The 13,768-nt window shown below is 48.4% G+C and carries 12 protein-coding genes and 1 pseudogene; 3 read left to right on the top strand and 10 right to left on the bottom strand.

Annotated elements, in window-relative coordinates; all coding sequences use genetic code 11:
• The first annotated feature begins 133 nt into the window (after positions 1-133).
• The gene (locus JET16_RS12825) at positions 134-547 is read left to right on the top strand and encodes a VOC family protein (RefSeq protein ID WP_199616419.1); all 414 of its coding nucleotides are present in this window, start codon (positions 134-136) and stop codon (positions 545-547) included.
• 133 nt (positions 548-680) lie between these two features.
• Here the strand turns inward: JET16_RS12825 and JET16_RS12830 are convergent, their stop codons facing one another.
• The 6 genes and pseudogenes from JET16_RS12830 to JET16_RS12855 all read right to left on the bottom strand — a co-directional run bounded on the left by JET16_RS12830 (position 681) and on the right by JET16_RS12855 (position 6,277).
• Positions 681-1,304 carry a hypothetical protein gene (locus tag JET16_RS12830; RefSeq protein WP_199616420.1) on the bottom strand — a complete coding sequence of 208 codons (624 nt, stop codon included), beginning with the start codon at positions 1,302-1,304 and terminating at the stop codon, positions 681-683.
• 181 nt (positions 1,305-1,485) lie between these two features.
• Positions 1,486-2,079 carry a GyrI-like domain-containing protein gene (locus JET16_RS12835; RefSeq protein WP_199616421.1) on the bottom strand — a complete coding sequence of 198 codons (594 nt, stop codon included), beginning with the start codon at positions 2,077-2,079 and terminating at the stop codon, positions 1,486-1,488.
• 284 nt (positions 2,080-2,363) lie between these two features.
• Positions 2,364-2,817 (bottom strand): annotated as a pseudogene (locus tag JET16_RS12840) (GNAT family N-acetyltransferase).
• A gap of 109 nt (positions 2,818-2,926) precedes the next feature.
• Positions 2,927-3,496, bottom strand: a complete 570-nt coding sequence (locus JET16_RS12845) for a nucleotidyltransferase domain-containing protein (RefSeq protein WP_325176682.1) — start codon at positions 3,494-3,496, stop codon at positions 2,927-2,929.
• A gap of 283 nt (positions 3,497-3,779) precedes the next feature.
• On the bottom strand, positions 3,780-4,610 hold the full coding sequence (locus JET16_RS12850; protein WP_199616423.1) for a phosphotransferase enzyme family protein: 831 nt from the start codon (positions 4,608-4,610) through the stop codon (positions 3,780-3,782).
• A gap of 152 nt (positions 4,611-4,762) precedes the next feature.
• Complete coding sequence (locus JET16_RS12855) at positions 4,763-6,277, bottom strand: amidase (protein WP_199616424.1); 1,515 nt, start codon at positions 6,275-6,277, stop codon at positions 4,763-4,765.
• Positions 6,278-6,413: 136 nt separating this feature from the next.
• Between JET16_RS12855 and JET16_RS12860 the strand changes: the two genes are divergently transcribed.
• Positions 6,414-6,830 carry a MerR family transcriptional regulator gene (locus JET16_RS12860; RefSeq protein ID WP_199616426.1) on the top strand — a complete coding sequence of 139 codons (417 nt, stop codon included), beginning with the start codon at positions 6,414-6,416 and terminating at the stop codon, positions 6,828-6,830.
• Between the two features lie 97 nt (positions 6,831-6,927).
• On the opposite strand, the gene JET16_RS12865 is transcribed toward JET16_RS12860, so the two are convergent.
• Positions 6,928-7,851 carry an NAD(P)-dependent oxidoreductase gene (locus JET16_RS12865; RefSeq protein WP_233531474.1) on the bottom strand — a complete coding sequence of 308 codons (924 nt, stop codon included), beginning with the start codon at positions 7,849-7,851 and terminating at the stop codon, positions 6,928-6,930.
• Between the two features lie 410 nt (positions 7,852-8,261).
• Between JET16_RS12865 and JET16_RS12870 the strand changes: the two genes are divergently transcribed.
• Entirely contained in the window at positions 8,262-8,807 is a 546-nt protein-coding gene (locus tag JET16_RS12870) for a Uma2 family endonuclease (RefSeq protein WP_199616428.1), read from the top strand.
• Positions 8,808-8,990: 183 nt separating this feature from the next.
• Here the strand turns inward: JET16_RS12870 and JET16_RS12875 are convergent, their stop codons facing one another.
• Genes JET16_RS12875 through JET16_RS12885 form a run of 3 tightly spaced genes read right to left on the bottom strand, consistent with a single transcriptional unit; the run spans position 8,991 to position 13,368 of the window.
• Complete coding sequence (locus JET16_RS12875) at positions 8,991-10,244, bottom strand: SpoVR family protein (RefSeq protein ID WP_199616429.1); 1,254 nt, start codon at positions 10,242-10,244, stop codon at positions 8,991-8,993.
• Between the two features lie 14 nt (positions 10,245-10,258).
• Positions 10,259-11,452 carry a sporulation protein YhbH gene (gene yhbH, locus JET16_RS12880; RefSeq protein WP_199616430.1) on the bottom strand — a complete coding sequence of 398 codons (1,194 nt, stop codon included), beginning with the start codon at positions 11,450-11,452 and terminating at the stop codon, positions 10,259-10,261.
• 17 nt (positions 11,453-11,469) lie between these two features.
• Entirely contained in the window at positions 11,470-13,368 is a 1,899-nt protein-coding gene (locus JET16_RS12885; RefSeq protein ID WP_199616431.1) for a PrkA family serine protein kinase, read from the bottom strand.
• Positions 13,369-13,768 lie beyond the last annotated feature (400 nt).

The raw sequence follows: 13,768 nt of genomic DNA on the forward strand, positions 1-13,768 counted from the left end.
CTAGAGTGGTGGGATAGTTTAGACCTTTTGAGTGTTTGTTAAACCGACTTATGTTAGATAGAAAGGTTTACAAGAATATGACCAAGATTTAAAATATCCTTAAGTAATAATTTCCATATTGGGAGTGTTCATTATGTCAGTAATTAATATTGGTGGTTCATCTTTCGTTTTGTTAGTAAAGGACTTGAAGCAAACCATTCAATTTTATTCCGAATTAGGCTTTAAACATGAAGTGATTGGTACGAAAGTACTGCACCACCATGTTTCGAGAGATAAACTGACTCTCATTCTTTTTGAAGCTAAACAAGAAGATGAGGTGAAACCAATCAGCTCCAGTTATGAGGAACAATATTTTGATGTGTATTGTTATACTAATGCCGTAGATTTGCTAGCTCAAGAATTTATGGAAAAAAACGTAACCATCGTCAGAGAACCGAAATACACTGAACATTGGAGTGAGTTTACAATTCGGGATATAAACGGCTATCAAATCACTATCGGTGGAGGTATTGTAAATAAAGAACTTATATCGGGGGTATGGGAATAGCTACCAATGGCATAAAAGGTTGTGGTGGTTGTCCCGGCTCGTAAATTACAAGCCATGATTGCGTTAAACTGCCAGTTAGGTGAGCAAAGGCTTCCGATCACGCGGCAGCCAGTTTTTTGAACTCTTGTATCCGTTAGTTTATTTCCATGAGTATTCGTTTTGCATAAGAATCCCAGTCTGCTTCGTCTGTGTTTATCTCTAAAGTAGGAATTAGCGATTGTTTCGCACACATGCGAAGTTTTTCCTGATCATCTAAGAACTTTTGACATGCCTCCGTTACCGTGGAGTGGTTTTCCATCACATATGATTTCCAAGCTTCGCTACGACTTTCAATAAATCTGGGCTCAACTGCATCTTGGGACAAAGTTAAGAGTACACAATGTGCATTCAACTTTGATAGACGTTTTTCCAGCATCTCAATTTCTGTAGAATCTTTAAATGCCGCCCGATGATTTACATGGAACCTCTCTAAAAGATAAAATAAACCGTTTGATGATTTCGTATGACCAAGGGAATCAATCCAATTGTATTGTTGCTCAAGATAATCAACATGACGATTTAAAAGCTGAATATGCTCATCCTTGTCCATCGGTCTTAAGACGCCGTGGTATGAATGCAAAACTTGCGAATAGTGTTCACTTATTGCAATTATCGTTCTTTCAACATTGTGTGTTTGACTATGTATTCTCTTAATTGCCGAAAATACTGATGTTTTTCCTGCGGTAGACAACCCTTCGATAATTACTCCCCGAATCATATTTCACCTCTTCAGCTTGTCTTTGTTACCCTGCCCAATAGCTTAATGGAGCTGCCGGCATCGTTCCGCAGCAGCTTCATGGTGTTATATTGTATTCAGCTCTTGTCATCCGTTAGCTCAGCGAGGCGGCCAGGTAGGCAGGCTGGTACAAATGTGTTATATAGCCATCAATCCGTTAAGCTTAAATCTCAAGAGGTACTCTAATAATAGTCCGCCATTTTTCCATTGGATTCATATGCCGTACGCTCATATATATTTCTCTGTGCAATCCCTTGGGCTTGTAACCGTAATCTTTTACATAGGTTTCAATTTGTTTAATCGTTGTTTCGGCTTCCCTCCAGTGACCAACATGTAATTTTTGAGCGCACAAACCTTGGGATTGTCTTAATAAGTTAGGAATTGAATATTCCTTATCCCTATTTTTTTCCCTCACGTTATCTAGTGCTTCTTCATACAAAGCTGCATCGACTAGATCAGGCACCTGGACCATGGCGGTCCATGAGCGTTCTTCATTTCGATTCTCGTGATTCCATTCGATTTCAATGGGCATCTGTCTGAAATTGTATGTCAGTCTTTTAGAGGTTAACGATCTAAGTTGATTCTGGATTTTAATAAATACCCCAAACTTTCGTTCTTTCTCTAAGATATCTAAAGGGCCTACGCCCTCTATTGCAAGGAACGTCAGATCGGGTATTTCCACTATTCCAATTGTGTTTGTTTTTAGCTGGTATACCGTCTTGAATACTTTGCGATTATCCGTTAGTTTAATAGCCATAGTCCATTCAACCCTCATCCCTTGTTCTCGCATTATTCTACTGTATTACTGCTAACTCATTAATTGAAAGTGCTCATTTTGTTTATTTAGCTACTCTCCGTACAGAACAGCTGCCGATCGAGCTAGCGGCATTGTCATGGCTGAACTATCGTTACCCGTTACTTTAATTCCAAACTTGTTAATCCCATCCCTGATACCTTTATCATATGACCATCTGGGTCGTACACATCAATGAAGCGGGCTTTGATTGGGAGGGATAAATCTTTCCTTGTCTAAATAATGCACTAGCGTCTCCGTGAGTTTAATGAGCTCCGTTTTTCAATAGAAAATATTCCTTGTTCCGCTCCAAACCTCTGGACTTTCCTTTCTAACTTCATTCCTACCCGCTCTAAGAGTTTACATGAACTAACATTGGCAGTCTGAGTTTCAGCCAATAGCTTAACAATTCCCAACTCCTCGAAGGCGTTCTTAATAACTCGGCTTATTACTTCAGTTGCATCCTTGACCCCACCAGTTAGGAAGAAACTCATATGACACTTCTGTGCCACCATCAACATGCTTGTCTAAGGATACCAACCCGATAAATTGATTGTTTGCTTTTAACCGAACAACCCAAAAGCACGAATCCGTAATGTAGGTACGATTTAATGTATCATTAAACTTTGCTCGTGTATGTTCTTCAGGAATGACGCCGCCTAAGTATTTTCTAACCTGATCGTTAACGTATATTTTCTTCACATCTTCAAAATCGTCATGGGTAATTTCGGTCAAGTAACATCTTAAGGTTTCCAGTGTTATTCCTCCGTCAAAGTCTTTTGTTCAGTGGCTTCCTTTGTTGCTAGCGAAGTTATGTTACGAATTTGACCCAGGCATGACCTTCTGGAAATTGCCGATTTAAAGAAGATTTCAGCCATGCTTTTTCTTGTGGCAGAAGTGACGGAAGCATTGTTTGGAAATCATTATAATCCTTTTCTCGTACCTGCGAACCACCTGCTTTATGAAGAAGTTGGATTTCAGGTCTCAAATAAGGTATGCCTTCAACAGTTTTCAAAAAAATTTCATCAATTGGCCTTCTAACTGATTTATCTCTCTTATAAATCCAATAATTTTCTTCGGTATCAATTATCATAATTTGAAAAGCCCAAGGCGTCTCGCTGCTCTTACTAACCCATATGTCGTTTGTCGAATTCAAATACTCTCCATCTTCCCAAAGATCAAGCTTACCATCCTCAGCCTTGTATAACATCCAATCTCGCTTTAAATACTGATAAGCGATTAATTGTTCATCACGAGTGATAATAACATCTATATCACTATGTTCCCTTGTCTGCTTACATAGATGCAAATCTAAGGCCCAACCGCCAGCGATACACCACCAAAGCGGAATGTCAGAAAACACTTCATTTATTTCCGACACAGTTAGTGGCATCCAATTACTTATATCAGTCCTCAAATCCATCACTCCCATTTTATTTTTTCTAGTTTTAGGTTTCTTAATCCTGCGCTGCCCGTTAACGGAGCGAGGCAACCGGATTTTGCTGCCGGTCGCCTCGCTTCTGTTCGATTCAGCGCAAGCTGGTGACAGTGTAGCGCTCCGTTTTACCGATTGTGCCCCAACCCACCTCTGTCAGCAAGCTATTGGTCGTTGTTGTATTATCGTTATCCGTCCAATACGGTTGGGTTGTTATCTAGGGATACAACTATTCATATGATTTTATTTCTGAATCTACCCATTTTCTCAAGTTGATAATTTGGTTATCCAATCGCTCCCCGCTAATCCGCCACAATCCACTTGTATTGGCCCAAATCGTTGCATCGCACCCTAATGACCATATACTGTTCATCACATGAAAATAAGGAAGGGCTTCAATATCATTGTCGTTCAATTTCATAACTTCTTGATACCCTCTAATGTGAGAATCCCATCGAGATTGTCCGTTATCGAACTTCGTATACATGTATACTCCAAGAAGATCATATGCACACCAACCAGGACCACCTGCATCAAAATCATAAAAAGTTATACGATCCTGATCCGCTATATGAAGGTTGTCCAAGCGCTTATGCTGAGTATGAAAATGGGTAGATGCTTTGTGGAGTTTGGCTAACTCCCGTCCCAATCGAAAATAAAGATCATCGGAAAAAGGTGGACTGGGTTTTTCACCTTCTGCAAAATGGTATAAAACGATATATCTGAGTCCCTCTGGCGCAAATATTTGGTGGAGGAGATTCCCATCCTTTCTAGGGATCGGCAAAGATACTCCAACACCGCATTGATTAAGGTGGAGTAGAAAATCAAGTTCGTATCTGAGTTCCGATTCTGTGCGCCAGTTTGCCCGGTATACTTTAACGATATATTTTCCTGACTGTGTTTTTACAGCATAAATATCATTTACATAAGCGCGTATTAAAGTGCATTCTGAGATAACTCCAATTGAATATGCATGACTTATTTCCGCTGCCAAAGCATTGGGCGATAGAACGGAAGCAAGAACAGGTAAAGGCTTCTCTGTTTCTAACCGAGATTTCATATAACTCCCCCCGACCCCGACGTTAATGACTATATAGTCCGGTTTTCCGCATTTGTTGAAATTCCTTTCGAAGTTTTCGGTTGTTAATCCCAATTGCTGTTGAAAGTATCCTTGAGTTGGGCAAATCTGCCCGTTTGTTGAACAAGCCTCTGTCAGTCCAAAACCGGAGGCTTCCTGCGTTTCGATACTTGTTCGTAAGCGTAAGCAAGGCGAAGCAATGCAGGTTCGCTGTAGGCCGTACCTACAAAAGCGATTCCGAACGGCATGCCGTCATCCCGGAAGCCGGCAGGAACGATGATCGAGGGGTAGCCGGAAACAGCTGCCGCATCCGTCACACCCGGACATAGCAGCGCGTCCAACTGATGTTCCCGAAGCAATCGGTCGATGCCTTCCTCCCGCGAGCGTCGCCAATCTCGCAGTCGGTCGTGGATATAAGCGGGCTCCGTCATGGTGCCTGACGTTTCGTATTGTGCCCGGAGGAGCAGCGTTTGCCCGTATTTCAAGGTTTGCTCGTAATGCCGATTGTTGAAATCGATGATGTCCTTCAGTGTCCGAATCGGATAATTCGGCGCTAATCCGGCCAAATACCGGTTGAGCGCCGATTTGAATTCATATAGCAGAACGGTTGAGTTGGAGGCGATGTGCGTCAGGTTCGTCTGTTCAACGATGACTGCGCCGGCTTCTCGCATACTCACTATCGCTTCCGACAGCAACCGTTTCTCGTCTTCCGTGAAGTTAGCCTCGTATCCTCGATTGATGCCGACCCTGGCCCCACGCAACCCATCCTTATCGAGAAAGTCTGTATAGTTCAGGCACACCCGCTCGCCGCTCCCCAGGGTCGCCTCATCCGCGGGATCTTCTCCGGCCATCGCACTCAGCAGAATGGCGGCATCCTGGACAGTACGGGCCATCGGCCCGGCAGTATCTTGCGTGTATGTGATTGGGATAATGCCCCTGCGGCTAACCAACCCAAGCGTCGGCTTGATCCCTACGACTCCGTTGCGGCAGGCCGGGTTGAGAATGGAGCCGGATGTTTCCGTTCCAACCGCACCGGCACACAGGTTTGCTGCAACTGCCGCGCCTGAACCGGAGCTTGAACCGCCGGGCTGCAGCTTGCCCGGTCCGTAGGGATTGAGCACTTGCCCACCCCTCGAGCTGTAACCGTTGGGCATACCGGTTGTCATGAAGTTGGCCAGTTCCGTCATATTGGTCTTGCCCAAAAGAACGACGCCTGCAGCTCTTAACCTTTTTACCAAAAAAGCATCTTCCATAGCGAACGAATCTGCAAGGGCAAGGGTACCGGCACTGGTATGCATGTTGTCCGCGGTATCGATGTTGTCCTTTAACAGGATAGGAATGCCGTGTAGAGGTCCTCGAAGTTTGCCCTGACGGCGCTCAGCATCAAGCCGTTCCGCAATATAAATAGCATCCGGGTTGATCTCCAGCACCGAGTTCAAGGTTGGCCCGGACTTGTCGATTTGTGCGATCCGCTCCAAGTACATCGCCGTCAAATCTCGTGAAGTTATCTCGCCGGAGTTCATCGCGTCTTGCATTGTTTTTATCGTTGCTTCTTCCAGTTGAAAAGTTGGCATAGATGTCTCCTTTTCGGAAAGTTCTACCGACCATTCAATGTTCGCCGTTACAGGGCGGCTTCTACCACAGATCATAGCATAAAATGGAAATGTGTAACCTGCAATTTTGAAGGGTACCAGCAAGATTACGAAATGTATAAAAATGTCTTGCCAGCATTTAAGTTGGGGGATGATACTATATATTAGGAATTGTGACACTTCATTCGATCCCGTGAAAATAAGCCAGCTTTCCAAAAAGACCGGTGTCAGCGCCCGATCGATCAGATATTACGAAAAGAAAAAGCTGCTCACTGCAAAGCGTTTAGATAATGATTATCGGGAATTCGACGAGGCTGACGTCAAGCGGATCAAAACGATCCAGATTTATTTGGAGCTTGGGATGTCTACGAAGGAAATTCTTGAAATTTTGAAGTGCCATGATGATTATTACGCTTATTCAGACAGCGATGGGTTCTGTGAGGAAATGCTCGAGGCCTACGAGGAAAAACGAGTAGAAATCGTCCAACAAATTCAGTCGCTGACTGCGGTACAGCAGAAGCTGGACCAACGTATTGAACAAATGAGAGTCCGACGGGCGCTGATGAGTAAGGTGAGCGGCTCCGCCGAACAAACAAGCAAAACTTCATGAGCGGCAAAAGGTTTACGGAAAGGCACGGTCCATGTTATGGACCGGCCTTTTTCTTAAAAGTTCAGACAGATGCCGATGCCGCCTATTAGACTAAATCTTACTTCTTTCGAATCACTTCAGTGAGACGGGCAAACCCGTCCGTACCGTGGCCGGCGTCGATCGCACGCTTGGCAATATCGTTAGCTGCAATCAGTACGCTGGTATCGATGCCATGAGAATTCGCGGTATCAATAATATGCTCCATACCCGCAGCTGCCGAACGGAGGTTGGAGCCGTGTCCCGGGTATTGTCCTCTATCTACTTGCTCAGCCAGTCCGGCCATGATGTCCGGCAGAATGCTGCTAATGCCCTGAGCGAATGGAAGAAGTTCATTCGCGCTTATGTTCTCTGCCTTCGCCAGGGTGAGGGCATGAATATATCCGCTCATAGACGTCCAGAAAATATCCAGAAGCGACACATCATATGCGGCAGCCCGGCCAGGGTCTTCCCCGAGGTGCACGGAAGTACCGCCGATGCTTGCTAAAGTCTGGAGATGTGCTTGATAGGCGGCTTCCGTTCCGCTGTATAAGACGACGGCCGAGCTTTGGCCGATCGTAGTCGTCGGAGTCATGATCGCTCCGTCGAGGTATTCGATCCCGTGGACTGCGGCCCATTCGGCCGTTTGGCGTGCGCGAATCGGCGAGTCTGCTGTCAGATTCACCAAGGTGCGTCCCCTCAGAGCTTCTCCAAGCGGTCCGACGATCGCATGTACGACGTCATAATCGAGTACGCATACGATCGTCAGCGGGCTTGCCGCAACAGCTTCGGCGGCGGTCTCCGCGAGGACCGCTCCTTGAGCGGTAAGCGCATCGGCTTTGCCGGCCGTCCGATTCCAGACGGTTGTAGGATGTCCGGCCTTAAGGAAAGCTCCGGCCAGCGCACGTCCCATCGGACCAAGGCCGATTACTGTCACCGGTGCACGGTTCAGGGTATGAGTTTCGCTGTTATGGTTGAATTGTTGAATTTGTCCGGTTGTTGTCATCAGAACCGCCTCCATATCTAAATACAAATTCTGATCTTGATTTGCAATCCGTTAAACCGAGACCGGCTTCCGGAGCAGTTCAACTAACCTTGAAAGGCCATCAGCACCGTAGCCTCCCGCTACCCCGCGATTGATCAGAAATGCTTGGGCCAGACCCCATCATACCTAAACCGATGACGGTCACCGGTGGGCGATAAACGCCGGTAGTGTTCCATTCATGGCTTACTACGGTATTCTCGATTTGTGTACTTTCCTTCATTCGGTGTATCTCCTCCTTTGCCCTAATCTTAAAAGGTTGACACTGTGTCAAAGTCAACTAGTATTTTTCATGTTGCAACAAAGGCCACCGAGCGTTTCCGGATTCTAAGCATGGATGCGTGTATGTTAAAATGGAACGAAGGAGGGTGCCGATGGTGAAAAACAGATCGTATAAACCACCGCTCATTGAGGAACGGTTTGAAATTATCGACGGCGTCCGTTACGAGTGTCAGCCTTCGCCTACGCTCAAACACCAACTGCTAGTCACCCAACTCTCAAATGCCCTGCATAGCGCCTGCCAATTGGACGGTATGATCGTCGTTGCTCCGATGGACGTCCATTTGGACGAGCAAAACATCGTCCAACCGGACGTTATCTATGTATCGAACGAAAACTCGCACATTTTGAAAACGCGCATCGAAGGCGCTCCGGATTTGCTCGTCGAAATCTTGTCGCCTAGTACGGGCGAGCATGACAAGGTGCGTAAAAAAGCGTTATACGAACGTTTTAGCATCAAAGAATACTGGATCGTTGATCCGCACCACAAGACGATTGACCAGTTCGTTCTTCAAGAAGGAAAATACGTTCTGGAGCAGACGTTCGGCTCCTCGGGAACGCTTATCTCGTCGAGATTCCCATGCGTATCGATTGAATTGCGCAAACTATTTGCAATTCTGGACCGTTTCCAGGAAGAATAAGGCCATAAAATCTCATAGAGCATAACATCGGACTTTTTCATTGCGGTCAATAATTCTTTTTCCTCTTCATTTGCTGCCGGATATATATCCATAAACCTGCGCAGCGGCAATTTTTTGCCGCTGCAACAGCCAAAGTAATTTTTACTCCTCCATAGCGGCGACTTTTACAGCACGAGCACCGGGTCACGACACCATCTGAATATTGTAACCGTCGTAGCAGTACCTCAACTCAGTATTGTCCTTGCCGCGCGTTTTCAGGTGCACCGGCCGTCCCCACAACCGGTGCACGAGCGGCAAAGTGCGGTCCACATATTTGCGGTCAAGCTCCAGCCCTTCGTACCGGTGCAGAAGCAGGAGCTCGCCGCGGTCTCCGTAGTCATCGTCCATCGCCGTGATGTAAGGATAGCCGCCATTGGTGCGCTGGCGGATCAGCGTGTCCCGGACGGAGGCAACGTCCTTATCGGTCACTCTGTAGACGTCGCCGTCGCGTCCGTACAGGAACAGATCCATCTCTTCCACAAGCTCTTTGCTCAAGTAATTGCGAAGAAACGACACGTCCGATTCCATTTCGCGTATATCGAACAGAGCCTCTAGACCTTCCCGCCGCTCGATGTATTCCAGCATTCGCAGTCCAAGGTAATACGGGTTCAGACTTCCTCGGCCCGGCTGCACTACGCTCGAGTTCATCTTCGCGAACTCGACGATTTCCGCATCTTCGAGCTCCAACTGCCTCACAAGCCGCAGATGCCAGAACGTCGCCCATCCTTCGTTCAAGATTTTCGTCTCCATCTGCGGCCAGAAGTACAGCATCTCTTCGCGCAGCATGTACAGGATTTCCCGCTGCCACTCCTGGAGCGTCCTGCTGTTGCCTGCGATAAACCCGACGACATCCTTCGTGCCGCCCTCCGTCTCGCTGAAGCCGCCCTTCCGCCCGAAGCGGATCTGCGGATCGATGTGCTCCTGGATCGCCAAGCCGGCGTCCAGCACACGCTCGACCTCATCGGGGCCATATTCCTGCTCGAACGCGCGCATTCGCGAAGCGAACACCGCCATTCGCTCAACCATCGTTCGGTCGGTGACCGCGAACATTGCGTTATTCTTGAAAAAATCGCTGTGTCCCAGCACATGGGCGACGATCAGCTTATTCTGCAGAAGTGTGTTCCTATCAAGCAAGAACGCATAACAAGGATTCGAATTGATCACGAGCTCATAGATCCGGCTCAACCCGTAATCGTACTCCGACTTCATCCGTTGGTAGGCTTTGCCGAAGCTCCAGTGCGCGAAGCGGGTCGGCATTCCGTAAGCGCCGATCGAGTACAGCACCTCGGAAGGACACACCTCGTAACGCATCGGGAAAAAGTCCAGCCCTTCCCCGGCTGCCATATTCGTCAGGAGGCCGATCGACTGCTCCAGCCGTTCATAATCCGCTTTGTTCATGGCCCATCTCCTCCTCACCCTACTGCGGCTTCGCCGAAAAAGCTTTTCAGCGTGCGATACACATCCCCCTTCTCACGCAAAACCGCGCGGCTGAACGCCTCATTGTCAATGCTTGACATCGCATCCCACAGCCGTCCCCCCGTTCCGTGCCGGCGGATCTCGCCGTAGCCTAGCATGTTGACCCGGACCAGCATTTCTCGTACCAGGGCGGCTGTCGCGGCATTGTCCGAATCGAGGTTATCGCCGTCGGAAAAGTGGAACCCGTACGCATTGTATCGGGAATGCGGAAAATCGCTGTCCAACAGCTCCAAGGCAAGCTTATAGACGGAGGAACACTTCGTTCCTCCGCTTTCCCCTTTGGTGAAAAAGTCTTCCTCCCCGACCCGTTTCGCTTCCATGTCATGGGCCAGGAAACAGATCTCAACCTCTTCATATTTTGTACGCAGAAATCTGACCATCCAGAAGTAGAAGCTGCGGGCGATATATTTTTCAAATGTTCCCATGGAGCCCGACGTATCCATCATCGCGATTACGACGGCGGCGCTCTGAGGCTTGCGGATGTCCTCCCATGTTTTGAACCGCATATCCTCATTCCGGATCAGCCCATGGCCGTCATCCTGTCCCGCTGCGGCTTCATGGCCGTAAGTTCCGGCAAAACCGCTCAACGCCCTGCGCTTCATGGATTCGATCAACGTTCTCCGCTTGTCGATATTGCCCATCATGCCTTTGCGGCGGACGTCATTGAACCGGATGTCCTCGACCGTTAGATCCGCTTCGCTTTTCGGCTTCAGCCGGGGGAGCTGCAAATCCTCGAAGATGAGCTCCGCCAGCTCGTCCACCGTAATGTCGGCCTCGTAATAATCGATGCCGGGCTGATCGCCGGCGCCTTCCCGTCCCTGCGCCTTCTGTCCGCTTCGTCCGGGTTGGACTTGTCCGATAACGTCCCCTACTTCGGTCCCTCCGTTCCCCTGACCGACCTGATCCTTGTCCGTGTAATCGTAACGAAACTTCGGCTCGTCCATACTGCGTATCGGTACCTTTACGATCCGGTCTCCCTGCGACGTAATGATCGTCTCCTCGCTGACCAAATCGGGCAAATTGCGCTTGATCGCTTCCTTAACCTTCCTCGTATGGCGCTGTTGGTCAAGCTCTCCTTTGCGGTGGAGCGACCAATCGTTCTGAGATAATACGAACAGCGGCTCATTCATTCGGCTCCCCCCTTCCTCTAGCGGTTTAGCAGGCTCCCTACGTATTTCAACAGTTCGTTGGCGCATGTCGCGCAATAGCCGTGATGCTCGATCAGACGCGCCGAAACCTCATTAATCCGCTTCAGCTGCGTTTCGTCGGGATTCTTCACCGACGTCGTAATTTTCACCACGTCCTTCAAATCGTTGAACAGCTTCTTTTCGATCGCTTCCTTCAGCATCTCGTGGGAGGTGTAATCGAATTTGCGGCCGCGGCGGGCGAGTGTGGAAATCTTAATCAGAATCTCTTCCCGGAACGATTTCTTCTGATTGTCCGAGATGCCGATCTGCTCCTCGATGGAACGCATCAGCTTCTCGTCGGGATCCTGCTCCTCTTCGGTAATCGGATCCTTCAACTTGACCCCGTTGCAGTACGCCTCCACGTTATCCAAGTAATTGTTCATCATCGTGTGCGCAGAATCTTCGAAGGAATAGACGAACGCCCGCTGCACTTCCGTCCGCGCTTTGTGATCGTATTCTTGGCGCGCCAGCGTAATGAAGCTCAAGAGACGCTCCCGTTCCTCCCGGCTGATGGAAGCGTGCTGATCAAGACCTTCCTTCAGCGACTTCAGAACGTCCAACGCATTGAGACATGATTTGTCGCCTTTGATCAACGCGCTGGAGATACGGTTGATTACATAACGGGGATCGACGCCCGACATGCCTTCGTCGTTATATTCCTTCCGCAGTTCCTGGGCATCGCCGCTCTTCGCATTATCCACTTCGATTCCGTCGTACAGGTACATTTTCTTAATCTGGTCGACGCCCGGTTTCTTCGACTCTTTAAGCCGCGACAATACGCTGAACACGGCAGCGGTCCATAGGGCCGCCGGTGCGATATGCACGCCTCGGATATCGGATTGGCCGATGAGCTTGGCATAGATCCGCTCTTCTTCGCTGACCTTCAGATTATACGGTATGCGCATGACGATCATCCGGGAATGCAGCGCCTCGTTCTTCTTGTTGGCGATGAACGAACGGTATTCCGTTTCATTGGTATGCGCTACGATAAGCTCATCCGCGGAAATCAGCGCGAAACGCCCGGCTTTGAAGTTGCCCTCCTGCGTCAAGGACAGCAAGTTCCACAGAAACTTCTCATCGCATTTGAGCATCTCCTGAAATTCCATCAGCCCCCGATTCGCTTTGTTCAATTCTCCGTCAAATCGATAAGCCCGCGGATCCGATTCGGAGCCGTACTGCGAGATTGTGGAAAAGTCGATGCTTCCCGTCAGATCGGCGATATCCTGAGATTTCGGATCGGACGGTGCGAACGTGCCGATTCCTGTCCGTTTCGCCTCGGAGAACAGCACGCGTGTGACCGGCATCGCCTCGATCCGCCCGCCATATTCGGTTTCCAGGCGAAGCCTGCAAACCGGGCACAAGTCTCCTTCGATGCGGACGCCGTACTCCTTCGCAAATTCCTCGCGCAGCTCGGACGGAATGAGATGAAGCGGCTCCTCCTGCATGGGGCAGCCTTTGATGGCGTACACAGCTCCGGCATCGGTTCGCGTGAACTTCTCCAGTCCTTCTTTCAGAAGGGAAACCAGTGTCGACTTGCCTCCGCTGACGGGACCCATCAGAAGCAGCAGCCGTTTCCGGACATCAAGCCGCTGCGCCGCCGGGCGGAAATATTCTTCGACCAACGTCTGCAGATCGTCCTCCAGTCCGAACAGCGCCGAACTAAAAAACTTGTATTCCCGTTTGCCCTCACCCTTGTCTTCGATCCCCATCAATTCGATCATGCGGTAAATGCGGTCATGCGCGAGCGCGGCAATTTCCGGCCGTTGCCTTACGAGCGCCAAGTACTCCACAAACGTGCCTTCCCAGTGCAGGCCATGCTCCATCTCCCGATAGTCGGCCAGCTTGTCCAAAAATGCCATAAGACTCCCTCCTTATATGATCGTTGCCGAAGATGCAAAATACACCGTTTCGTATTTCCATTACTGCTGCCAGTGAGATAATATGAAATCGTGACGGTGTGTGGTTCCGGAGAAAAGACTCTTTCTACCGACTATTCAGTTGTATATTAATTATAGCAATAATTAATAGTCGGATAAATAAGAATTTTCTGATAATTTACATTATCGCCATAGAAAGTCTTTGTTATAACATATGAGTTTATAAATCATGTTCTTCGAAGAAATTTTTTCTTAATGTGCTTCGATAGCAGCTTTTCTTATACTACAGCCTGATTTCGATGTCAAAAGAAATAGACCGTCCTTTTTGGAGGGGAATACGGTCTATTTCATCGTATGGATTCCATATTTTCATCGCAAAACT

It is taken from the genome of Paenibacillus alkalitolerans (assembly GCF_016482785.1).
GTDB classification, from domain to species: Bacteria; Bacillota; Bacilli; order Paenibacillales; family YIM-B00363; genus Paenibacillus_AE; species Paenibacillus_AE alkalitolerans.

Coding starts and splice junctions, on each gene's coding strand:
- JET16_RS12875 (WP_199616429.1), bottom strand. CDS start 10,244: ATGAACAAAGCGGATTATGAACGGCTGGAGCAGTCGATCGGCCTCCTG.
- JET16_RS12835 (WP_199616421.1), bottom strand. CDS start 2,079: ATGGCTATTAAACTAACGGATAATCGCAAAGTATTCAAGACGGTATAC.
- JET16_RS12870 (WP_199616428.1), top strand. CDS start 8,262: ATGGTGAAAAACAGATCGTATAAACCACCGCTCATTGAGGAACGGTTT.
- JET16_RS12865 (WP_233531474.1), bottom strand. CDS start 7,851: ATGACAACAACCGGACAAATTCAACAATTCAACCATAACAGCGAAACT.
- JET16_RS12830 (WP_199616420.1), bottom strand. CDS start 1,304: ATGATTCGGGGAGTAATTATCGAAGGGTTGTCTACCGCAGGAAAAACA.
- JET16_RS12885 (WP_199616431.1), bottom strand. CDS start 13,368: ATGGCATTTTTGGACAAGCTGGCCGACTATCGGGAGATGGAGCATGGC.
- JET16_RS12855 (WP_199616424.1), bottom strand. CDS start 6,277: ATGATCTGTGGTAGAAGCCGCCCTGTAACGGCGAACATTGAATGGTCG.
- JET16_RS12850 (WP_199616423.1), bottom strand. CDS start 4,610: ATGAAATCTCGGTTAGAAACAGAGAAGCCTTTACCTGTTCTTGCTTCC.
- yhbH (WP_199616430.1), bottom strand. CDS start 11,452: ATGAATGAGCCGCTGTTCGTATTATCTCAGAACGATTGGTCGCTCCAC.
- JET16_RS12825 (WP_199616419.1), top strand. CDS start 134: ATGTCAGTAATTAATATTGGTGGTTCATCTTTCGTTTTGTTAGTAAAG.